At 63.0% G+C, this 20336-nt stretch carries 21 protein-coding genes; 4 read left to right on the plus strand and 17 right to left on the minus strand.

Annotation, left to right across the window (positions count from 1 at the left end):
• Window positions 1–73: 73 nt before the first annotated feature.
• The 3 genes from HZR20_RS07140 to HZR20_RS07150 all read right to left on the minus strand — a co-directional run bounded on the left by HZR20_RS07140 (window position 74) and on the right by HZR20_RS07150 (window position 2330).
• Window positions 74–904 carry an ABC transporter permease gene (locus HZR20_RS07140; protein WP_374057587.1) on the minus strand — a complete coding sequence of 277 codons (831 nt, stop codon included), beginning with the start codon at window positions 902–904 and terminating at the stop codon, window positions 74–76.
• The gene (locus HZR20_RS07145; RefSeq protein ID WP_181685902.1) at window positions 901–1971 is read right to left on the minus strand and encodes an ABC transporter ATP-binding protein; all 1071 of its coding nucleotides are present in this window, start codon (window positions 1969–1971) and stop codon (window positions 901–903) included. The genes HZR20_RS07140 and HZR20_RS07145 overlap by 4 nt, the downstream gene beginning before the upstream one ends.
• Before the next feature lie 185 nt (window positions 1972–2156).
• The gene (locus HZR20_RS07150) at window positions 2157–2330 is read right to left on the minus strand and encodes a hypothetical protein (RefSeq protein ID WP_181685903.1); all 174 of its coding nucleotides are present in this window, start codon (window positions 2328–2330) and stop codon (window positions 2157–2159) included.
• Window positions 2331–2544: 214 nt separating this feature from the next.
• On the opposite strand from HZR20_RS07150, the gene HZR20_RS07155 reads away from it, so the two are divergent.
• Complete coding sequence (locus HZR20_RS07155) at window positions 2545–3030, plus strand: DUF456 domain-containing protein (RefSeq protein ID WP_181685904.1); 486 nt, start codon at window positions 2545–2547, stop codon at window positions 3028–3030.
• Window positions 3031–3430: 400 nt separating this feature from the next.
• On the opposite strand, the gene HZR20_RS07160 is transcribed toward HZR20_RS07155, so the two are convergent.
• The 13 genes from HZR20_RS07160 to HZR20_RS07220 all read right to left on the minus strand — a co-directional run bounded on the left by HZR20_RS07160 (window position 3431) and on the right by HZR20_RS07220 (window position 17699).
• Window positions 3431–3892 carry a NuoI/complex I 23 kDa subunit family protein gene (locus HZR20_RS07160; protein ID WP_181685905.1) on the minus strand — a complete coding sequence of 154 codons (462 nt, stop codon included), beginning with the start codon at window positions 3890–3892 and terminating at the stop codon, window positions 3431–3433.
• A gap of 49 nt (window positions 3893–3941) precedes the next feature.
• A complete protein-coding gene (locus tag HZR20_RS07165; RefSeq protein WP_220132691.1) occupies window positions 3942–5027 on the minus strand; it encodes a complex I subunit 1/NuoH family protein in 1086 nt (361 codons plus the stop codon).
• Entirely contained in the window at window positions 5024–6706 is a 1683-nt protein-coding gene (locus HZR20_RS07170; protein ID WP_181685906.1) for an NADH-quinone oxidoreductase subunit D, read from the minus strand. Before HZR20_RS07170 ends, HZR20_RS07165 begins: the two co-directional genes overlap by 4 nt.
• Window positions 6703–7401, minus strand: coding sequence for an NADH-quinone oxidoreductase subunit B (locus HZR20_RS07175; protein WP_181685907.1), 699 nt, complete (start codon window positions 7399–7401; stop codon window positions 6703–6705). Before HZR20_RS07175 ends, HZR20_RS07170 begins: the two co-directional genes overlap by 4 nt.
• Window positions 7402–7404: 3 nt before the next feature.
• Complete coding sequence (locus HZR20_RS07180; RefSeq protein ID WP_181685908.1) at window positions 7405–7809, minus strand: NADH-quinone oxidoreductase subunit A; 405 nt, start codon at window positions 7807–7809, stop codon at window positions 7405–7407.
• A 221-nt stretch (window positions 7810–8030) separates the two neighbouring features.
• A complete protein-coding gene (locus tag HZR20_RS07185) occupies window positions 8031–8672 on the minus strand; it encodes an AIR carboxylase family protein (RefSeq protein WP_181685909.1) in 642 nt (213 codons plus the stop codon).
• Window positions 8673–8750: 78 nt separating this feature from the next.
• Window positions 8751–9587 carry an ABC transporter permease subunit gene (locus HZR20_RS07190; RefSeq protein WP_181685910.1) on the minus strand — a complete coding sequence of 279 codons (837 nt, stop codon included), beginning with the start codon at window positions 9585–9587 and terminating at the stop codon, window positions 8751–8753.
• Window positions 9587–10372: an ABC transporter permease gene (locus HZR20_RS07195; RefSeq protein WP_181685911.1), complete on the minus strand. Its 786-nt coding sequence runs from the start codon at window positions 10370–10372 to the stop codon at window positions 9587–9589. Before HZR20_RS07195 ends, HZR20_RS07190 begins: the two co-directional genes overlap by 1 nt.
• Complete coding sequence (locus HZR20_RS07200; protein WP_181685912.1) at window positions 10365–11411, minus strand: ABC transporter ATP-binding protein; 1047 nt, start codon at window positions 11409–11411, stop codon at window positions 10365–10367. The genes HZR20_RS07195 and HZR20_RS07200 overlap by 8 nt, the downstream gene beginning before the upstream one ends.
• Before the next feature lie 84 nt (window positions 11412–11495).
• Complete coding sequence (locus tag HZR20_RS07205; protein WP_374057592.1) at window positions 11496–12692, minus strand: 5-(carboxyamino)imidazole ribonucleotide synthase; 1197 nt, start codon at window positions 12690–12692, stop codon at window positions 11496–11498.
• 52 nt (window positions 12693–12744) lie between these two features.
• Window positions 12745–14649, minus strand: coding sequence for a flippase activity-associated protein Agl23 (locus tag HZR20_RS07210; RefSeq protein WP_181685914.1), 1905 nt, complete (start codon window positions 14647–14649; stop codon window positions 12745–12747).
• Between the two features lie 57 nt (window positions 14650–14706).
• Window positions 14707–16602, minus strand: a complete 1896-nt coding sequence (locus HZR20_RS07215; protein ID WP_181685915.1) for a flippase activity-associated protein Agl23 — start codon at window positions 16600–16602, stop codon at window positions 14707–14709.
• 131 nt (window positions 16603–16733) lie between these two features.
• The gene (locus HZR20_RS07220; RefSeq protein ID WP_181685916.1) at window positions 16734–17699 is read right to left on the minus strand and encodes a transcription initiation factor IIB; all 966 of its coding nucleotides are present in this window, start codon (window positions 17697–17699) and stop codon (window positions 16734–16736) included.
• A 334-nt stretch (window positions 17700–18033) separates the two neighbouring features.
• Between HZR20_RS07220 and rnhA the strand changes: the two genes are divergently transcribed.
• A complete protein-coding gene (gene rnhA, locus HZR20_RS07225; protein WP_181685917.1) occupies window positions 18034–18630 on the plus strand; it encodes a ribonuclease HI in 597 nt (198 codons plus the stop codon).
• A complete protein-coding gene (locus tag HZR20_RS07230; protein ID WP_181685918.1) occupies window positions 18623–19201 on the plus strand; it encodes a DUF7108 family protein in 579 nt (192 codons plus the stop codon). Before rnhA ends, HZR20_RS07230 begins: the two co-directional genes overlap by 8 nt.
• 4 nt (window positions 19202–19205) lie before the next feature.
• On the opposite strand, the gene HZR20_RS07235 is transcribed toward HZR20_RS07230, so the two are convergent.
• On the minus strand, window positions 19206–19565 hold the full coding sequence (locus tag HZR20_RS07235; protein WP_181685919.1) for a PadR family transcriptional regulator: 360 nt from the start codon (window positions 19563–19565) through the stop codon (window positions 19206–19208).
• A 190-nt stretch (window positions 19566–19755) separates the two neighbouring features.
• Between HZR20_RS07235 and HZR20_RS07240 the strand changes: the two genes are divergently transcribed.
• Complete coding sequence (locus HZR20_RS07240; RefSeq protein ID WP_181685920.1) at window positions 19756–20289, plus strand: inorganic diphosphatase; 534 nt, start codon at window positions 19756–19758, stop codon at window positions 20287–20289.
• Window positions 20290–20336: the final 47 nt, after the last annotated feature.

Consider the following 20336-nt stretch of genomic DNA (forward strand, 5'->3'; position numbering starts at 1 on the left):
ATTCGACCGGTATTGGCTACGTTGGCCCGTGACACGCCGGAATTGGCCCCTCCGACCAGGTGGCGGCTATCGGTCAATAATCACCGAGAACTCCCAGACGGCGTGCCCGTCGGGTCGTGAGCAGGAACACGCCGTACCCGAGGCCGAGATAGAGGACGGCAGTCCCAACGAGGAGCGTGAGGTCGACCGGCTCGAACGCCCACAGATTGACGCCTTCGCGCATGGATTCCTGGAGCATGGCGCTGCCCTGAACGAGCGGCAACAGCCGGAGCCACGGAATCTCGAAGACCGGCGCGGAGATCAGTGCGATGAACACGAACTGCAGGAGGTTCACCACGTTGTTGATCCGCTTATAGAGGACACTCAGCCCGCCCATCGCTAGCCCGAGGCCGAACACGGAGGCCACCGCGAGCCAGGCGACGACAACCACGGTCACTACCGGCAACGCCAGAGTCTGACCGGTCAGCACCAGCATCACGGCGAGGACGACCGCCGACGTGAGAAAGGTCCGGAGCGTGACAGCGATCGATTTCGCGAGAATGACTGGTCCGAACCCGAACGGCGTCATGAAGTGCCGCTCCAGCGTTCCCCAGCTGGCTTCCGCCTGAATGGCGCTCGTGATCCCGTAATAGGAACCCTGGGCGAGCGTCCAGAGGAAGTACCCGACGATCAACCCCTCGATGGTGTCGGTGATCGCCTGGCCGGCGACCATGCGGCCGCCATAGAACATCAGTCCGAAAAAGATGAGCGTGACCAGCAGGCCCGTGGCGGCGTTGACAGGGTACCGCAGCCAGATTATCAGATCACGATAAATCACGGCCTTTAGCAGGTGGTAGTACCCGCCGGTCCGCGTCGGCCCGCCGGCGTCTATCCCCTCAGGCTGGCTCCCCTCGGCGACGGTCACCGTTTTGTCCCCCCATCGTCGGGAGACCGCTCGTCACCCTCGCCGGTCACTTCGAGGAACGCCTCCGCGAGGTCCGGCTGGATTGTCTCGACGTCCGCGAGTTCGACGCCCGCCGCTTCCAGGGCGTCCGTCAGTCGATAGAACGTCGTCGAATCGGCCGCAACCTCGAATCGAACGCGGCCGTCCAGTCGCTCGACGCCAGTCAGATCGAACCGATTGCGGAGGTCGTCCAGGGTCGACTCGTCGATGTGTCGACCAGTGATCCGATAGCCCCGGGTCTCGAACCCGTCGAGTAGATTGGCCACCGTGTCGTCGACGACAATCTGGCCCTCGTTCATGATAATCACACGGTCACAGACGTCCTCGATCACCGCCATGTCGTGACTCGAAACGAGCAATGTCAGATCGCGCTCCTCGGCCAGCCGAACCAGTTCGTTTCGGAGGGTCAACGAACTCTCGATATCCAATCCGAGTGTCGGCTCGTCGAGGAAAGCCACCGAGACATCGCCAACGAGAACGCTCGCCAGCGAGACCTTCTGTTTCATGCCCCGCGAGAGGTCCCGGACGGCGGTGTCGGCCTCCTCGGCGATATCGAACGCCTCCAGGAGTTCGGTGTGTCGTCGGGCAAGCGTGTCGGGGTCGTGGCCGCGAATAGCCGCGAAGTAGCGGAGATTCTCCCGGACGGTCAACCGCCAGTAGTCGTTGCGCGCCCCCTCGAGCATCGCGTCGACGTGTTCGTAGGCTGCTTTCGGGCGGTCGTAGACGTCGATGCCCTGAATTGTGACGTCGCCCGCGTCGGGGAGGACCAAGCCAAGAATCGACTTGATCGTCGTGGTCTTGCCGGCGCCGTTGGGTCCGAGCAACCCCACTACTTCGCCTGACTCAACCGCGAAGGAGACATCCTGAACAGCGGTGACCGCCTCCTCACCGCTGCCGAAGGTCTTCGTGAGCCCGTCAACGTATAGCGCCGCCGCTTCGGGTGAGACAGTCCGGTTCTTCTGCGCCCGGCTATCCGCACCGACCGTCTCGGAGAAGTCTTGTTTGATTGCCTGCGGGGAGCCAGTCATCGATGTAGTGACATGGTTCAAGAGCGATACAAGTGAATCTTTCTACACCTCGTGGGATGCGGGGACGGTCTCACGACTCGGCAGGTGACTCATACGGATTGCTGTCAGTCAGTATCGGAATGATCGCACGACTGCGTCTGATCGAACCACAAACGAGTCGATCCACAAAGGTCTTTGGCTGCCGATCACGAGACGTCGCGTTCGAAGACGAGGCCGACCGTCGTCCCGCCCTGGGCGATTGTCTCGGTCAGTTGCCACCCCTCTGATGCGTACTCGTTGATGATCGCATCCAGGTCGCCGATCGATTGCTGGGGCCCCTCCGTTTCGTGGACAGTGTAGACATATTCTTGATTCGACATGCCTGAGACAATGGCCGCCAGCGACAAAAAGGGCGTCCTGGTCCGAAATTCGTCCACCCACTTCACGGTTGGCGTCGGCGCACACTCGCGTCTCACGTCGAGGAACGGCAAGTAGTACCCCGGCCGCTGTCACGGTGCAGGTTCCGAGCCAGCGGCGATCCGACTCGATCGGGACTGCCAGTGCGCATTTCAGGTCCTGGCCGAAATGTGACGCATGGAGATCACTGTCTTCCTCGTCGTTGCGATGGCGTTGCTGGTCGGTGGCGTCGTGGGCAGTTTCGTCCCGATGGTCCCGGCGGGGTTGCTCTCGATCGGTGGCATCGCCGTGTACTGGTGGAGCACGGGCTACGTGACTCCTGGGTTGATTGTCTTCGTTGGGTTCATCGCCGTCGGGTTACTCGTCGTTGCAGTCGACTACGTAGCGGGCGCGGTCGCCGCGAAGGCTGGCGGCGCCTCGACACTGAGTAGTCTGGCCGGGGCTGTCGTCGGCTTCCTTCTATTCTTCGTGCTGGGGCCAGTCGGGATCGTCCTCGGCATCACTGCGACGGTGTTTGCCCTGGAGTTGTACCGCGGCAACGCACGAAGTGAGAGTCTAAAAGCCGCCGTGTACGCTCTCGTCGGAGCGCTTGGTTCGAGCGTGATGCAGTTCGTGTTGACACTGTCGATGCTAGTCGCGTTTGGCCTCGTCGTCGCGCTCTGAGGCCACCTTTTTTCATCATCGGGTCGCTCGCAGTGCTCGCGAACCGCTCTCTGCTCACGGACGTTTCGCGTCCGTATGCTCGCGGGCCATGCGCGGCGCACAGCGCCGCGAGTTCGAGGCGGTTGAAAACCGCCTCGCCGCCCGCTCGCACTGTCCGTGGGAGCAAGGCTCCCACGCTATTCGCATGGTCAGCGGGACCTCGGCCCCGCTCGACTCGAAAAAGCTGGACCAAAAAGATCGGGACCTCGCTGCCTGGCGGCTTCTTCTCGCGGGCGCTAAGCACCCGCTCGAATAGTCCGCGGAACTCCGTTCCGCGCTATCGCCGCTCGGCTTCCCGAGGTCGCTCGGCGACCTCGCTTCGCTCGCTGCCGCGAACCGCGGCCTTCGGCCGCGTATGCTTCTACTGATAGTCGACTTCGCCTTCGCCCTCACCGACCCAGCTACCACGATCCGGTTCCCGCGATTCGAGGGGATCGATATCCTTGTACCAGGGAACGTTCTTGAGTTGTTCCTTGTTGTAGGCCAGGTCGTCCTTGGTATCGCCGGTGAACTCGAAGTTCTGGGTCAGCACGATGGCGTCGGTCGGACAGACCTCCTCACAGAGCCGGCAGTAGATACACTGGCCAACGTGGAGGTTGTACTGTTCGCCGTTGCGCTGATCGTCCATGACGATCTGAATGGTGTCGTTCGGACAGACGTTCTCACACTGTCGACACCAGATACACCGCTCCTGGCTGTACTTGTGGACGCCCCGGAAGCGCGGACTCACCTCGGGGGCTTCTTCGGGATACTTGACGGTGAATGTCTTGCCGTCCAGTGCGTGTTTCATCGTCGTCGCGAGTCCTTTGAGGATACCGATCATTGGAATGACCCTCCGAATGGAGTTTTACCGTAGTCGATAGTGGCAGTCATCAGGCGATCACCCCGACGATGACCGCCGTCAACAGCAGATTCGCCAGCGAGAGCACGAGCATCCCCTTCCAGCCGATCTGAATCAATTGATCGATGCGGACCCGCGGTACCGCCGAGCGAGCCCACTGGGTCAGCAAGAACACGCCCCAGATCTTGATCGTGAACCAGACGATGCCCGGCAACACCGGACCGGCGGGTCCACCCAGGAACAGCGTGGCGATGATCGCCCCGCCGAGGAAGATGTGGATGAACTCGCCGAGGTAAAACAGGACGAAGTAGACGCTTGAGTACTCAGTCTGGTAGCCGGCGACGATCTCGGTCGGCGCTTCGGGAATGTCGAATGGGTTGCGTCCAACTTCGGCGAGATTTGCAGCCATGAAGAGGGCGAACGCGAAGGGATTGATAAATCCAAACCAGCTGGGGATCGAAATGCTGCCGATGGTGAACAGCGTCGCTTGCTGGGCTCCGACGATGGTGTCAGGGGTGGTGACGTTCCCCAGCTGAAGCGTCCCGGCGAAGATGACGACCGACGCGCCCGTCAAGACGAGTGGAATCTCATAGGCGATATTCTGTGCGACAGCACGCAATCCGCCGAGGAAGGAGTACTTGTTGTTCGAGGCGTACCCGGCCATCAGCAGGCCGAGCGAGGCGATCGACGCGATGGCGAAGACGTACGCCAGGCCGATCTCGGGGTCGGCCAACTGGATACCTGACCCCATCGGGATGACGGCGAAGGCAAGCAGCGCCGACCCGGCCAACACGATCGGTGCCAAGTCGTAGGCCGGCCGGTCGGCATCTTCGGGGATGATGAGTTCCTTCGAGAGCAACCGCACCGAGTCGACGACGATTGTCCCGATCCCCGCGGGACCGATCCGATTGACTGAGATCCGATCGGTGAAGGAGGCGGTAATCTTCCGCTTTGCGTACGGGCCGGCGAAGGCCGTGTTCAAGAGGACGAACGACCCGACCAATCCGGCAGCGAGGATAGACACGCCAAAGACGAGCAGTGGTCCCGCCGTCGACGGGTCCAACCCGAGTAGCTCCAGGAAGCGGTCAGTCAGCGACATCGCCCCCGGGACGATCATCTGTCTACCTCCCCAAGCACGATATCCAGGCTTCCGAGCGAGGCGACCATGTCGGGGATGTACTCGCCCTCAGACATAACCGGCAGCGTCTGGAGGTTCGAGAAACAGGGGCTGCGGATCTTGAAGCGAGCGGGTTTATCCGTGCCGTCGCTGCGGATGTAGATCCCGAGTTCGCCTTTCGCTCCTTCAACGGCCCGGTAGATCTCCTTGTCCGGGTCCGGTCTGAGCGTCCGGGGGACGTTCGACTGGATCTCGCGGTCGTCTTCGGGCCAGTCTTCGAGCAGGTCGACACACTGCTTGATGATCTTCGCCGACTCCTCGACCTCCTGCATCCGGACGAGCAGTCGGGCGTAGTTGTCACAGCCGTCCTCGGTGACGACGTCCCAGTCGAGTTCGTCATAGTAGCCGTAGGGGTCGTCCCGCCGCAGGTCGTAATCGACGCCTGACCCGCGGGCAACCGGTCCCGTCGCGCCGTAGGATTTGGCGGTTTCCGGCTGTAGAATCCCGGTATCTACCGCGCGCATCTGGAAAATCTCGTTGCCCGAGATGAGGTTGTGATACTCTTCGAGGCGGTCCGGCAGTTCGTCGAGGAAGTCCCGGATCTTCTCGAGATATTCGTCGCGGGGTTCGGGAAGGTCCCAGGCGACCCCGCCCAAGCGGAAGTAGTTGAACATGAGCCGCTGGCCCGTGAGATCCTCCAGTAAGTTCTGGACGACCTCTCGATCGCGCACGGCGTACATGAAGATGACTGTGAAGTCACCGTACAGATCCAGCCCGAACGTGCCCACCGCGAGCATGTGGGCGGCGATCCGGGTTAGCTCGGCGCTCATCGTCCGCAGCACCTGCGCGTACTCGGGGACGTCGATGTCCGCGAGGTCCTCGGCGGCACGGGCGTAGGCCCACTCGTTGAGCAGCCCCCCCGGCGAGTAGTCCCAGCGGTCGGGGTAGGGCATGATCTGGTGGCGGTAGGTGCCCTGCTGGCACATCTGCTCTTCACTGCGATGGAGATAGCCAATGTCGGGGTCTAGATCGACGATCTGTTCGCCATCAAGCACCGTCTTCACGTGAAGCACGCCGTGCGTCGCGGGATGGTGCGGACCGATGTTGACGAACATCGTATCGGAATCGTCCCCACTGCCGCGGTGGTCCTCCTCGAGCGGGTTGGCATGCTCCCGGAGCGGGACGACCTGTGGTTGAGTCTGATTGTATCGCTCCGAGAGGGGATGGCCTTGCCAGGTCTCAGGCAGCAGGATCCGACGGAGATCGGGGTGATCCTCGTAGTTGATCCCGACGAGGTCGTAGGCCTCCCGTTCGTGCCAGTCGGCAGTGTCGTAGACACCGGCAGCCGACTGACTGACTGGTTCGTCCTTGCTCGTAGGCACGACGACACTCAGTTCCTGGGTCGGATCGTCGTACTTCTTGAGGTGATAGATCGACTCGAAGCGGTCGTCGTACTCCTGGGCTGTGACCGCCGAACAGTGATCGAATCCAGCCTCCTCTTTCAGCGTCGAGAGGACATCCTCAACCTCGTCCGGCCGAATGACGAACCCTTCGGCGTTGACGTGCTCCTCGCGATCGAGCACGCGGCCCTCCAGCAGTGCTTCGAGTTCGTCGTAATCCAGGCCGTCCTCGGTCACGCCGACGTCGGGTTCGGATGGGGTACGTTCCTGTAAACTCATGGCGAATCAACCCAGTTGAACCGCATCACGAGGTCCTCTTCGTCGATCTCTTCGGCGAGGTGATCGACGAGTTCGTCTGCTTCGAGGTCGCCGAACTCCTCCAGTTCGTAGGGCTTGACGACGACGGGCGAGGACTCGCCGTTGGCGATGCGCTCCTGGAGTTTCGCGACGCCGTACACGAGTGCTTCGGGCCGGGGTGGACAGCCGGGGACGTGAATGTCAACGGGGATGACCTCCTCGGCGCCCTTGACGACGTTGTAGCCCTCCTGGAAGGGGCCACCCGAGATGGTACAGGAACCCATGCCGATGACGAACTTGGGTTCGGGCACTTGGTCGTAGACGCGTTTCATCCGCGGGGCGAACTTCGAGACGATGGTCCCGGGAACGATCATCACGTCGGCCTGGCGCGGGGAGGCCCGGGGGACCCCCGCGTGGAAGCGATCGAGGTCGTGCTTGACGGCGTAGGTGTGCATCATCTCGATCGAGCAGCAGGCAATCCCGAACTGGAGCATGAACATCGACGAGCCCCGCACCCAGTTCATGAACTGGTCGAACTTCGTGAGGATGAACGGCGAGGAGCCAAAGGCCTCCCGCAGCCGGGAGTTGAAGCGGTCGTCGACGCCCTCGCCCATCCGGGCCTCACGCGTCGTTTTCACGTCGGTACTCTCGGCCGGCGGTGTGTTGTCGCTGCTCATGTATCACTCGGTCAGTTCCTGTTGTGCGCGCGGACTGCGAATCCATCTGACTGCGCCGTTACGCCACGCCCAGGCGAGGCCGACAGCCAAAATGCCGATGAACGCGACCATCGGCAGCAGGGCCGGGCCGAGGCCGACGGCGTCGACGGCGTCCCCGTAGATGACCGTCCACGGGAAGATGAGGACAGTCTCGATGTCGAAGACGACGAACAGTAGCGCGACCATGTAATACTGGATGTTGAACCGGATCCGGGTATTGCCGGTCGGCACTTCGCCGCTCTCGTAGCTAGCTCGCTTGCTGTCCTCGGGCACGCTCGGACGCAGCAGGGCCGAGACACTCATCATGCCGAGCGGGATCAACACCCCTACCAGCGCCAAGGCACCGATCGCGATCCAGGGATTGCTCATTCGATCTCTCTGGGTCGGTTTGGGAGCGGTCCCACATAAGGGTTCAGTGTTTCACCCGGAAACGTGCCCAATAGCGGCCCATGTTGCCGTTTTCAGGGGTTTCAGTCAAAGAGAGTGTGACGGCGTACTGAGCCATGTGCTACAATCCACTCGGCTGAATCGGACGTTCGGCCGCGAACTCGTCCGATATGCCTGGATTGCCGCTGAGATATAGCTCGCGCTCAGTTGTCCTCGAACGCGGTCGTCCCCCGTTCGTGAAGCTCCCGCGAGACATCACCGACGGCCTGCTGGAGGCCATTGTGGTAATCGACGAGCCGCTCTCGCAGTTCGAGATGTTTTCGGGCGAGCAGCTGGACGGCCGACAGCGCGGCGTTGAAGGATTTGCCGGCGTCGACGGCGACGAGTGGCGCGCCCTGTGGCATGCCGATCACCGAGTCGAGGGACTTCTCCTGGACGGGGACGCCGATCACGGGCAACGGGTATGCGATCGAGGCAGTCATGTTCGGTAGGTCGGCGCTCTTGCCGCCTGCACCTGCGATGATCACCTCCAGGCCCCGCGCCTCGGCGGTCTCGGCGTAGGCGTACATGAGTTCGGGCGTCCGGTGGGCCGAGACAAGGAACGTCTCGAAGGTGAACCGCGAGTCGGGTGGGTTCTCGTAGTCAGTTTGCTCTTCGAATCCGAGCTCCTCAGTCAGGACATCGTAGGCACCTGGACGGCCGGATTCGGACCCGGCCATCACGTCCAAGTCTGAATCCGAGCCCATGATGATTCCGACGTCCGGCGTTTGCTCGTCTGGTCGGTCCATCTCGGCCTCTGCTTCGAGTTGGTCGATCAATGATCGGACGCTCTCGGCGGTCGTCATGGGTGGCCGTGCTCGCGGGGGTGGCCTAATTCTATCGGGTTGATGTGCAGCATCTGGCTCCGGCCGTGCCTTCGCTTCTCAGAGGTCGCGGGTTCCAAACCAGTGGTGACTGGCTGTGAGGAGAACAGCCACACCGACGAGGAGGATCACCGCTCCGACGAGATCGAACGTTCCGTGGATGAGCACGTCCTGCGGGTCGAAGTACCGCATCGGTGAAATCCCGCCGACCCACTTGTAGTCCGTCGTCGCGATCACTGACTCGCCGAGCCACCCGAGGAAGACGATCCCGAGCGCGAGGCGACCGGCCGTCCGGCCCCGGCGGACGACTGCGCCGACGAGGAGGCCAAAGGCACTCCAGAAGAGGAGATAGGGGATCGAGAGCGCGTGGACGACCGCGAGATCCACGATCGACAGCGACTGCCCCGCTGCGAGCGCCATCACGTACAGGACAGCCGGGACCACGACGTTGAGGACGACGATCGGAACCAGCACGGCGACAAACTTGCCAAGCAGGACGCTCCGGCGGGCGACAGGACCGGCCAGTAACGTGTCCATGCGTCCCTCGCCGAGATCGCCGGCGACCGTCCCGGCGGCCGTATACGCCAGGTAGCCACCGAGTCCAACGATCCAGCCCAGCGTGTAGAACTCGCTGGCGAGCAGTCCCTCGATCGAGGCAAGGCTCTCGAAGCCGAACAGTTCGTTCACGATCGGCGGCATCGCGTCCAGCATCTCGGAGAACCCCGCGTCGATCATCTGCGGGCCAATCCAGATGTACAGTGCTCCGAACGCAGAGAACAGCACCGCGAGGACGGCCGTCACCGTGAGCCGGTTGCGTCCCTCAAAGCGGGCGACTTCGGCCAGTGGACTCACTGCGGACGGCCCCTCAGCGGGCGCGCCGTCGGTCGCCGTCTTCATTAGACATCCACCTCCCCGAACAGCCAGGCACTCCCGACCAGCAGGACGACCGCGACGGCGAGGAGAATTCCTGCGCCGGTGGGATCGTAGGCGCTCTCGGTGAGGGCCCCGAGCGGATCGTAGTAGCGCATGGGGGCAATCGCCCCCAACCAGGACACGTCCGTCCCCGAGACGAGCATTTCCAGGAGGAAGGTCCCGATGATCGTCCCGGCTGCCACGCCTTCCGCGATGCGCCGCCGGGGGGCGGCGACGGAAACGGCCATGCCGAAGGCGCCGCAGGCGAGCAAGTACGGGACCGACAGGGTATGAACCGCAGCGAGGTCGACGAGCGGAATCGATTCCGCAATGAGGAGGGTCGCTCCGTAGACCCCCGCGAAGGTGACGACGTTCACGACGACGATCGGCGTGAGCAGCGCGAGGTACCGCTCGCCGAGGAGGCGCGCTCGCGAGACGGGGGCCACGAGCAGCGTGTCCATCCGCCCGTTTTCGACGTCACCGGCGATCGTCCCCCCGGCGAGGTACGCCAGATAAGCACCCAGGCCGAGCAGCCAGACGTACTCGTAGAGTTCGATCGCGATGAACCCTTCCAGGGTCCCCATGTGCCGGAGTCCCATCTGCTCGACCATGGCGGCGGGCAACTGCTCGAACAGCGTCTCCAGATCGACGTCACCGAGGATCCCGGGCGCGATGAGCGTCATCATCCCGCCGAATGCCGCGATGCTTGCCCCGATGACGACCGAACTCGGCGCCAGTCGTTCCGCGTCGAAGCGCGTCGTCTCAAACATCGGCCTCCTCCGATCGCTCGGCTCGCCTCCTCGCGTTCTTGTCGTCTTCGTCCGTGGCGTCTCGCCGTGCCCCGTTTTCGACCGCTTCGACTCGTTCGCTGGGGTCCTCGCCGTAGAACCGCATGAACACGTCTTCGAGCGGTGCCTCTTCGATACTCAGATCCAGAATCTCGTATTCGAGCAGCCGTTCGAGGAGCGGCTCGTACGCCCCCGTATAGGTGAACGAGACGGTCGTCGCGTGGTCCGGGCCGACAGCCGAGTCGCGCCGCTCTTCCGGCTCCGGGGAAGCCGCGTCACCGCTGATTTCGACGTCGTGGACGCCATCGAGCGCGAGCTCAGCGGCCTCGACCTCGCCACCGAGACGCGCCCGGACGGTCTTGCCGCTCCGGTCGATCAGCGATTCGACGGCTTCGAGTTCGACGAGCCGACCGTCCCGGATGATCGCGATCCGATCACAGACTTTCCGGACCTCGCTCAGGATGTGTGAGGAGAAGAAAAAGGTCTTGCCACGCTGTTGCTCGCTGCGGATGAACGCGAGCAGTTCCTCCTGTTTCAGCGGGTCCAGCCCCGAAGTGGGTTCGTCCATGATCAGGAGGTCGGGATCGTGCATGAACGCCAGGACGATCGCGAGCATCTGCTTGTTCCCGCGGGAGTACTCCCGGACTTTCCGGTCTAAGGGCGGGTCGAACAGTTCGAGCAGCTCGTCGCTACGGACGTCACCTCGCAACGCGCCGTGATAGGCGAGGAGTCGCCGTCCGGTCACGTTCTCGTTGAAACTTGGTTCGGCCGGGAGGTAGCCGATATCGGCCCGGACCGTTCGGAGGGCCTCGGCATCCCGGATGTCCGCGTCGAGGACCATCGCCGTCCCATCGGTCGGAGACTGAAAGCCCATCAGCGTCCGGATCGTCGTCGTCTTGCCCGCCCCGTTCGGCCCGAGAAAGCCGAATACTTCCCCGCCTTCGACGTCGAAAGAGAGGTCTTCGACGCCCCGCACGTCCCCGTAATACTTCGTCAACCCGTCCGTGCGAAGTGCCGGCATACTGGATCTCGTGGGATATCGGCCGATCGGGACATGAAAATATCGGTTAGATAGACAGCGCTGACCGCTGGCTTTGGGACGTCGTTACTCGAACGTCAACTCGTCTCGAATCGCCCGCGTCCGTTCGAGCAGCGCGGTCGGCTCGTCGTCACCCACTGCCGTGACGTGACCCATCTTCCGGAGGCGATAGACCTCGGCTTTTCCGTAGTAGTGCAGTGACGCGCCGTCGGCTTCGAGGACGCTATCGACGTTCCGGAGCGTCGCCGCCTGTCGCTGTTCGACGTCACCTAAAATGTTCGCCGTCACTGTCGGCGAGCGGCGATCAGTCGCGCCCAGGGGCCACCCCGCGACGGCCCGGAGATGCTGTTCGAACTGTGAGGTCAGACAGCCCTCGATCGTCCAGTGCCCGGAGTTGTGCGGTCGCGGGGCGATCTCGTTGAGCAGAATCTCGCCGTCGGTCGTCTCGAAGAGCTCGATCCCAAAGACGCCTCGCCCGTCCAGCACGTCCAGCACGTCGAGGGCGACCTCGCGGGCGCGCTCACGAACCGCTGGCTCAGCCCGGGCCGGCGAGACCGTCTCCCGGAGAATCTCCTCGCGGTGGATCGTCTCGGTCACGGGGAAGGCATCCTGTTCACCGTCGCCCTTGACCCCCATGACGGCGAGTTCGCGCTCGAAGTCGACGAGGCCCTCGACCATCGCCGCGCCCGAGGGATCTTCGGGTGTGGCCCCCGGCGCAGCCTCGACGATCGTCTCGAAGGCCTCGGTGACGTCCTCGGGCGAGTCAATCGGGACGTTGCCCCGGCCGTCGTAGCCTCCCTTGCGGGCTTTCAGCATGGCTGGATAGCCAAGTTCATCGAGTGCTGCCCGCAGGTCGGCCAGAGAGTCGACGCCGCGGAACGGCGGGACCGGGACGCCTGCGTCTTCGAGCCGGCGCTTCTGGACGAGTTTGTCCTCGATCGTTCGGAGCGTGTCGGGATGGGGGTGGACTGGCGTGCCCGTCTCCTCGCTCACCGAATCGAGTATGTCCGGGTCGGCGAGTTCGATCTCGTAGGTGAGATAGTCAACCCGCTCGGCGAGTTCCCGGAGGGCCGCACGATCGTCGAAGTCGGCGACGAGCTGGTCGCGGGTGACCGGCGCAGCCGGTGGGTTCGGCGTCGGATCGACGATCAGCAGTTCCATCCCCAGCGGCGCGGCGGCCTCCCCCAGCATGCGACCGAGTTGCCCGCCACCGACCACGCCGACGGTCGGGCCGGGCGCTGTCACGTCCATGTTCGGCCCAATCCAGCGCCGACGGTTAAGCGTTTCAGAACCGGGTGAGCTGTCGAAACAGCCGTCAGTTAGCTGTCCAGTCCTCGTGAATCCAGAACGTCCGCATTCGGTCGCCGCCTTGGCGTATCGCGGCCTCGCGAGCGACGTACGCCGCTTCCAGCGTGTCCGTCGGCACCGTCCTGTCCTCACCGGCCGTCAGGACGATTGGTGGCGGATCGTCGCCGATCTGTGCCTGGAGCGTCTCTGCGTCGCGCACGCACTCGACGGCTGCGTCGCTCCGGGAGAGGTACCACGGCAGCGGGAGCATCGGATTGTACCATTTGATACACTGCGGCCGGGTATCCAGTCCCGGCGTCTGGCCGGTCGGTCGTGTCAGTGACTCGCCGTAAACGATGACGTCCGTCCCGTCGTGCTCGCCCGCGATGCGATCCAGGTCGTCGATCGGCCCGCGAAGCGCGTTCTCGGGCTGGGCGTACTGGACGAGCTTGTTCCCGTTTCCTGGGACGAGCACGCTGTCGCCCCCGGCGCTGTTCGTGTAGACCGCGCCAGTGCTGACGACAACCATCTGCACGACGAGAAGCGCGATTACCACACCAGCGATGGCAGTTCCAACCCAGTCCTCGTGCGCGAACAGGGCAGCGCCGCGACGGTAGATCGCCGCCAGCGCGACGCCAGCCGGGATCGACAGCGGGACGAGGACGTGGATCAGCAACCACGCCCCGAAGATGTCCGTCCCCACTGGATAGCCAAGTAACGAGGCAACGCCCGCGTACCCGGTGAAGATCACCAGTGCCCGGGAATTCCCTCGTCCGTATCGCTCCATGAGCGTCCCGACCACCGCCAGGGCAGTGAGCGGGAGCGCGGCGACGAGGATGACCTCGAGGAACTGTCCCAGCACGCACGGGTAGCCAGTGATCGCGTCGACGCCGAACAGTCCTGCGAGGTCCATGCCAACCAGACCCGTCGTCGAGCAACTGGGCGCGCCACTGTGGCCGAACCAGTACGACAGCCCTTCCGCGATGTGATCGACCGTCGTCCCGACGAGGGCCGGGAGCTTCGTTGGATCGAAAATGGCGGCCCAAAGGCCGACACCACCCTCACCGCGCGGATATTCGAGGCCGGCCATGCCGGCCCCTCGCGGCGCGTAGATGACCAGGATGGTCAGGCCGCCGATCAGGGCTGCACCGACGAGGTGGGCGAGGTGCGTTCGCGCGTCGCGGATGGTCTCCCGTCCCTGGCTGGCGAGTCGCTGGACGTTCGTCGCGAGCAGCGCGAACCCACTGTCGTACTCCTCTGGCTTGTACAGCGTGTGCTCGACGAGCAGGGCGGCCGCGCCGAACCAGGTCAGCAGATAGACGACGGCGTTCTCTTTCGAGCCGAATCCGAGCGCGACGAACACGGCACTCGCGTAGAGATATCGCGGGCGTCGTGTGTCGAGGAACCTGACCAGCAGGCCCAGCGCCACGAACATGAACGTCGCGACCAGCAGATCGCTCCGCATGAACCGCGAGTAATACAGCAGGACAGGATTGAGCGCCAGGAGCCCGGCCGTCGCGACGAGTTCTGACCGTCGGAGGTGCTTTCGAAACAGCCAGACTGACCCGGGCAGGAGGGTAGCACCAATCACGGCTACTGGCAAGCGCATCGTCGTGTCGCTGGGCCCCAGGATCGGCATCAGCCACCGAGTCACGTGCTGGAGGACCGGGCCGTGGATGATGTAGCGATACGCGAAGTCCCCGGTTTCCGCGAAGTGCAGTGCCCAGTAGGCCACCCGCCCTTCGTCGTAATGAGCGACGCGGCCACCGAGCCCGAACAGTCGCATGCTGACGGCGACTGCGACGATGGCCACGAGCGCCACGACGAGCGGATTGTATTCGCCCAGGGCTGCTCGATATCGCTCGCCCAATCGACCGGCGAGCCGCTCGACCTCGTCGCGGGCGGTCGCGTCCGCAGAGTCGTCTTCGGCCACGATAGAGGTTCCAGAGCGCGGGTACTGAATGATTGCGGTTTTCGTTCGCGACGGTGGTCACTGGCCCGCGTTCCACCAGTCCTCGTGGATGTAGAACGTCGCTTCCGAGCCGGAGGTCCGGAGTTCGTACGTCAGCGCGTAGTACTCGGCTTCGAACGCCGATTCAGGCACGGTGTTGTCGTTCTCACGGACCACGACTACTGGGACCGGCTCCTCGCTGTCGATGCTATCCCGAAGCGTACTTTCGTTGGCTGCACACGCGGTCTCGGTGTCGTAGGCGGCCAGATACCAGTTGATCGGGAGGGTGTTGCCCCACACTGTACAGACGGGTCGGAAGTCCTTGTGAGCGGTAGAGGCATTCTCCTTGACGAACGATCCCCCGTCGTCAATCGAGCCGTCGTAGATCAATACGTCGGTGCCGTCGTGTACTGGGGAGATATGCTGGATCTGTTCGAGGGCCGGCCGGAGATCATCGCCGGGTTGCCCGTACTGGACGAGCGGATTGTCCTCCGATCGGGCGGTAGCGCCGTACGCGCCGGCGACGGCCGTCGAGACGACCAGCACGGCAATGAAGCCGATGACGACCGCCGAGAAGCCGACTTCGATCCGGTCGTCCTGACGGATGGCGTCGATCGCCCACCGGCCGAACACGCCAAGCCCGACGGCAGCCGGAATTGCAAGCGGGACTATCGTATGGGTCATGCCCCACTTCCAGCCGCTCCCGATCGAGAACGTCAACGGGTAGCCCAGCCAGGAAGCAACTCCTGCATATGTCATGAACAACACCAGCGTCCGGCTCTTGGCAGCTGCATACCGTTCTCGCAGGAAGCCGATCGCCCCAAGGATCAGTAGCGGGAAGGACTTCGCGAACAGCCCTTCGGTCATCGATCCGAGCCGTTCGAGGTATGGCACCGTATTGCTCGTTCCACTGACCTCGGGCGGCCCAGGGAGATCGAGGACGACGCCGTCGAGCCCACCGAACTGGAAGTACTCGGCCTCCGGATAGACGACGTAGGCGAACGTATCAGCGACGAGTTCGGGGAGTTTCCAGGGCGCGGTGACTGCCTCCCACAGGCCGAGGGTCGCACTGGCGTCGCTTGGCGGATAGAGCATCCCGGCCATTCCCCCGCCGCGGGGCGCGAACATGAACACGAACAGCGCGATGAAGAGGGCGGCCACAGCGAGACCGTGGCCCCCGTAATACAGCAGCCAGCCCAGGAGGCTTCGACTCCCATCGTGCACTTGATCACGGATACCTGCCAGTTTCGACCTGACGAGTCCGCCCGCGCTGCGATACGCTCGGGGGCGGTAGAAGGCCGCGTCGAGGCAGAGTGCGCCGGCTCCGAGCCAGGTGAGGAGGTACAGCGGCGCGTTCTCCTTCGAAGCAATACCGAAGACGAGCAGCGCCGTTGCGCCGTAGACGTACCGCGGTTTTCGGGTATCATAGAAGCGGACGAGCAAACCGAACGCAGTGAACATGAATGTCGCGACCAGCAGATCGCTCCGCATGAACCGCGAGTAGTACAACAACACGGGGTTGGCAGCAAGCAGGGCTGCCAGAGCGACCGTTTCGACATCGTCGAGATGCTCACGATACAGGAGAGAAGCGAGCGGCAGGAGGCCGCCGATCACCGCGACTGGCAAGCGAGCGGTGAAGTCGTTCGCGCCGAACAGAGCGAACAGGTAGCGATCGGCGTGCTGGATGAACGGACCGTGCGTGTGGGAGTTATAGGCGAAGTGTCCCGTCTCGAAGGCGTGATCAATCCAGTAGGCGACACGAGCCTCGTCCCAGTGAGCAACCCGCCAGCCGAGTTGAAAGAACCTGGCGAGCAGGCCAATCGCCGCCACCGCGAGAACCGCGACGACGACTGGATGTGTCCGGACGTAGGTCCGGATTCGCTCGCCAAGCCCCATCCCGGCGGCGGGATCAGCGGCCGCGAAACCGTCGGACATATTGACTTGCTGTGAGCCGGGGGGTTAGAATCCTTCTGGTATCCGAAACGAGAGCCCCCGCCCTTCCAAGAAACTAGCGTCTGTCTGAGAGAGAGTCAATACCGGGAGCGAGTGGGATCGCCGAGCGTGGCCTAGCTGTGGATACCCATCGCTTCGATCTGTTCCTGATAGCGGTTCCGGATCGTGACCTCCGTCACCTGGGCGACGTCGGCGACTTCGCGCTGGGTTTTCTTCTCGTTGCAGAGCAACGAGGCGGCGTAAATCGCAGCGGCGGCGTAGCCCGTCGGGGATTTCCCCGAGAGCAGCCCTTTCTCGGCGGTCGTCTCGATGATCTCGTTGGCTTTCGACTGGACTTCCTCGCTGAGATCGAGTTCCGAGCAAAAGCGGGGGACGTACTTCTTGGGGTCGACAGGTTCCATCTCCAGGCCGAGTTCCTGAGAGATATACCGGTAGGTCCGGCCGATTTCCTTGCGCTCGACCCGGGAAACCTCACTGATTTCTTCTAAACTCCGCGGGATGCCTTCTTTTCGACAGGCGGCATACAGCGCCGAGGTCGCGACACCCTCGATGGAGCGGCCGCGGATGAGATCCTCGTCTAAGGCCCGACGATAGATGACTGAGGCGACCTCGCGTACCGAACGCGGGACGCCCAGCGCCGAGGCCATGCGGTCAATCTCGCTCAGGGCAAACTGCAGGTTGCGCTCACCGGCATCCTTCGTACGGATGCGTTCCTGCCACTTGCGCAGGCGGTGCATCTGGGATCGTTTCTTCGAGGAGATGGAGCGACCGTAGGCGTCTTTATCTTTCCAGTCGATGGTAGTCGTCAACCCCTTGTCGTGCATCGTCTGGGTCGTCGGCGCGCCCACCCGTGATTTCTCCTGGCGCTCCTGGTGGTTGAACGCCCGCCACTCGGGCCCTGGATCGATGTTCTCCTCCTCGACGACGAGACCACAGTCGTCACAGATAATCTCGCCCCGGTCGGCGTCCTTGACGAGGTTGTCAGAATCACACTCCGGACATTCTCTCACCCCCTCTTGTTCGTCTGATTCGGTCTCGGACTCGCGCTCGCGCTCGCGCTGGCGGGTGGACCGTGTCATCGCACTTATATAGTAGCAGCGTCCCTTGACTTAAATCCTTGGAATTCATTTAGTTCGATTGTTACATTAGGTGGAGAGGGCGTCCACTCGAACGGCCCATAGAACAGGTAACGCGCGATAATATCGGCCGATATGGGCGCTTGCCCGTCTGTCGTCGATGGGATGCTGCTCGACTTGCGTGCAGACGCCACCGCGCCCCGATTCATGTCGCGAGAGACTATGCTGCTGGCTCGGGTAGCAGGCCTCCACCGGCATCTTTCGTGTGGCTCGGTGGGGTGGCTCGCCGGCCGGTGGATCAAAACGCCCTAAGCCGACGGCGGCCTATCCGTCACTAATGCCGGTCATCGAGTGCGACGAAGGGGCTGCACGCCAGCGGCTGGAAGCCGCTGGGGTCGATGTCGAGCCGGGAAACACTGACCACGAGCGCTGGCGGGCGAGCCACGCTGGTGCAACAGCGGTTGCCTACGACGAGAAAGTCGTCGTCCAGGGAAGCGATGCCGGGCGACTCATCGCCGTCTTACGGGACGAGGGCGGGCGCGCACACGTCTACGTCGACGGTGCGTCACGGGGCAATCCCGGCCCGGCGGCGATCGGTTGGGTGATCGTGACTGGTGAGGGTGGCATCGTCACCGAGGGGGGCAAGCGGATCGGGCGCGCGACGAACAACCACGCCGAGTACGCGGCGTTGATCCAGGCACTGGAAATCGCCGAAGAGTACGGATTCGACAGCGTCGAGGTCCGAAGCGATTCGGAACTGGCCGTCCGACAGGTCCGTGGCGAGTGGGACACGAACGATCCGGACCTGCGCGAACAACGGGTCCGCGTCCGGGAGTTGCTGACTGTCTTCTCGACGTGGTCGATCGAACACGTCCCCCGCGAGATCAACGAACGGGCCGACCGACTGGCCAACGAGGCGTTCGAAGATGACTGAAGACACCGAGCCGACACCGGACGCCGAGGACGGTAAGCTGCCGGCGGACGTGATCGAAAACGCGCTCCGGCTGACGCGGCTGGCCCGACGGACAGAGGGTGATCGCGCCGCCACACACGATGAGCGTCGTGACACGATACTGGCCACCTACGGCTACGAGGCTCGCGTTCGCGAGGACGATGATGGTGCCGTCCTGGTCTGTTATCCAGCGGAGTGGCTTCGGGATGGCGAAGTCGTCTTCGATCGCATCGAGGATCGCTCGCGCGCGGTCGAACGCCCGCTCACCGGCGACGAGGATTGGGATGCCGTCGAAGAAGCTAACCGGGAGATCGTCGCGCGCGTCGGCGAGGAATACGGTTCGGTACACGAAGAAAACGTCCGGGCGTTCGCGGATTTCCTCGGGAACCACCACGTCTGTCGGATCGCTACGGCGACGCCGGCCCAGGTCCGGGAGTTTCGAGAGGAGTACTATGCGCGCAACGTCTGGCCCGACGACGAGCAGCGGGCCGCGCTAGCCCAATCGCTCCGGATTGCGTTTGACGTCGCCAACGTAGACCAACCGCCGATTTGAAAAATTATCGCGCGTCTTCGAGGAGCGCTGCGATGTCGTCACCGCGTTCCTCGGTCTGGACGATCTTCGAAAGCTCCCAGGAGAGCTGTTCGAGCAGGACATCGTAGCCCTTCTCGGTGAGCGAGTACTCGTTGGTTCGCTTGTCGAGTTCACTCTTCTTGACCAAGTCCATCTCGACGAGGTCGTCGAGGTTGGGGTACAGTCGTCCGTGGTTGACGTCAGAGCTGTAATACGTTTCCAGCTCTCGTTTGACAGCCAGCCCGTAGCGTGCCTCTTCGGCCAGGATAGCCAGAATGTTCTGCTGGAATGCGGTTAGTTCTCGGGCGATACTCGGTGTTTCCGTCTCAGCCTGCGCCTCTGACATGGTAGGATATATGTCATCACGCCATTTAACCTTTGTTAACTGTAACGATCATCTGCGCACCGCCCGGAGTCGCCTTTTCGCAAGACGTGGTCCCGATTAGCGACGGTCAGTCGCCCTCCGTTGGTGCACAGTGGGCTACACGCCCGGCAACTCGAAAGGCATTTTTGATGGCCTGCCACAGACGGAGATGATGGTAAACCTCTTCGAAGACCTCGAAACGGGACCGAATCCGCCCGAAGAGATCTACGCGGTCGTCGAGTGCCTGAAAGGCGAGCGCAACAAGTACGAATACGACAAGGACATCCCCGGCGTCGTGCTGGATCGTGTCCTCCACAGTAACGTCCACTACCCCAGTGACTACGGATTTATCCCGCAGTCCTATTACGACGACGGCGACCCATTCGACGTGCTCGTTCTCGTCGAAGACCAGACGTTCCCTGGCTGTGTCATCGAGGCCCGTCCGGTCGCGATGATGAAGATGGACGACGACGGCGAGCAGGACGATAAGGTTATCGCCGTCCCCATCGAAGACCCGCGCTACGACCACATCGAGGATCTTGAAGACATCCCACAACAGACGCTTGACGAGATCGACGAGTTCTTCGCGACCTACAAGAACTTAGAGGAAGGTAAAGAAGTCCAGACGCTGGGCTGGGAGGACAAGCAGGCGGCGATGGACGCGATTGAACACGCCCAGGACCTCTACGAAGCGGAGTTCGAGTAATCGAACGGTCGTCGGTGCCGTAGTAATTCTTTTCCGGGGAGTCCTCG

The organism is Halorhabdus salina (genome assembly GCF_013839425.1).
Taxonomy (GTDB): Archaea; Halobacteriota; Halobacteria; order Halobacteriales; family Haloarculaceae; genus Halorhabdus; species Halorhabdus salina.

Bases quoted from the DNA above. Each gene is read 5' to 3' on its own strand.
- HZR20_RS07145 (WP_181685902.1), bottom strand. From the start codon at position 1,971: ATGACTGGCTCCCCGCAGGCAATCAAACAAGACTTCTCCGAGACGGTC.
- HZR20_RS07150 (WP_181685903.1), bottom strand. From the start codon at position 2,330: ATGTCGAATCAAGAATATGTCTACACTGTCCACGAAACGGAGGGGCCC.
- HZR20_RS07155 (WP_181685904.1), top strand. From the start codon at position 2,545: ATGGAGATCACTGTCTTCCTCGTCGTTGCGATGGCGTTGCTGGTCGGT.
- HZR20_RS07160 (WP_181685905.1), bottom strand. From the start codon at position 3,892: ATGATCGGTATCCTCAAAGGACTCGCGACGACGATGAAACACGCACTG.
- HZR20_RS07165 (WP_220132691.1), bottom strand. From the start codon at position 5,027: ATGATCGTCCCGGGGGCGATGTCGCTGACTGACCGCTTCCTGGAGCTA.
- HZR20_RS07170 (WP_181685906.1), bottom strand. From the start codon at position 6,706: ATGAGTTTACAGGAACGTACCCCATCCGAACCCGACGTCGGCGTGACC.
- HZR20_RS07175 (WP_181685907.1), bottom strand. From the start codon at position 7,401: ATGAGCAGCGACAACACACCGCCGGCCGAGAGTACCGACGTGAAAACG.
- HZR20_RS07180 (WP_181685908.1), bottom strand. From the start codon at position 7,809: ATGAGCAATCCCTGGATCGCGATCGGTGCCTTGGCGCTGGTAGGGGTG.
- HZR20_RS07185 (WP_181685909.1), bottom strand. From the start codon at position 8,672: ATGACGACCGCCGAGAGCGTCCGATCATTGATCGACCAACTCGAAGCA.
- HZR20_RS07190 (WP_181685910.1), bottom strand. From the start codon at position 9,587: ATGAAGACGGCGACCGACGGCGCGCCCGCTGAGGGGCCGTCCGCAGTG.
- HZR20_RS07195 (WP_181685911.1), bottom strand. From the start codon at position 10,372: ATGTTTGAGACGACGCGCTTCGACGCGGAACGACTGGCGCCGAGTTCG.
- HZR20_RS07200 (WP_181685912.1), bottom strand. From the start codon at position 11,411: ATGCCGGCACTTCGCACGGACGGGTTGACGAAGTATTACGGGGACGTG.
- HZR20_RS07215 (WP_181685915.1), bottom strand. From the start codon at position 16,602: ATGTCCGACGGTTTCGCGGCCGCTGATCCCGCCGCCGGGATGGGGCTT.
- HZR20_RS07220 (WP_181685916.1), bottom strand. From the start codon at position 17,699: ATGACACGGTCCACCCGCCAGCGCGAGCGCGAGCGCGAGTCCGAGACC.
- rnhA (WP_181685917.1), top strand. From the start codon at position 18,034: ATGCCGGTCATCGAGTGCGACGAAGGGGCTGCACGCCAGCGGCTGGAA.
- HZR20_RS07230 (WP_181685918.1), top strand. From the start codon at position 18,623: ATGACTGAAGACACCGAGCCGACACCGGACGCCGAGGACGGTAAGCTG.
- HZR20_RS07235 (WP_181685919.1), bottom strand. From the start codon at position 19,565: ATGTCAGAGGCGCAGGCTGAGACGGAAACACCGAGTATCGCCCGAGAA.
- HZR20_RS07240 (WP_181685920.1), top strand. From the start codon at position 19,756: ATGGTAAACCTCTTCGAAGACCTCGAAACGGGACCGAATCCGCCCGAA.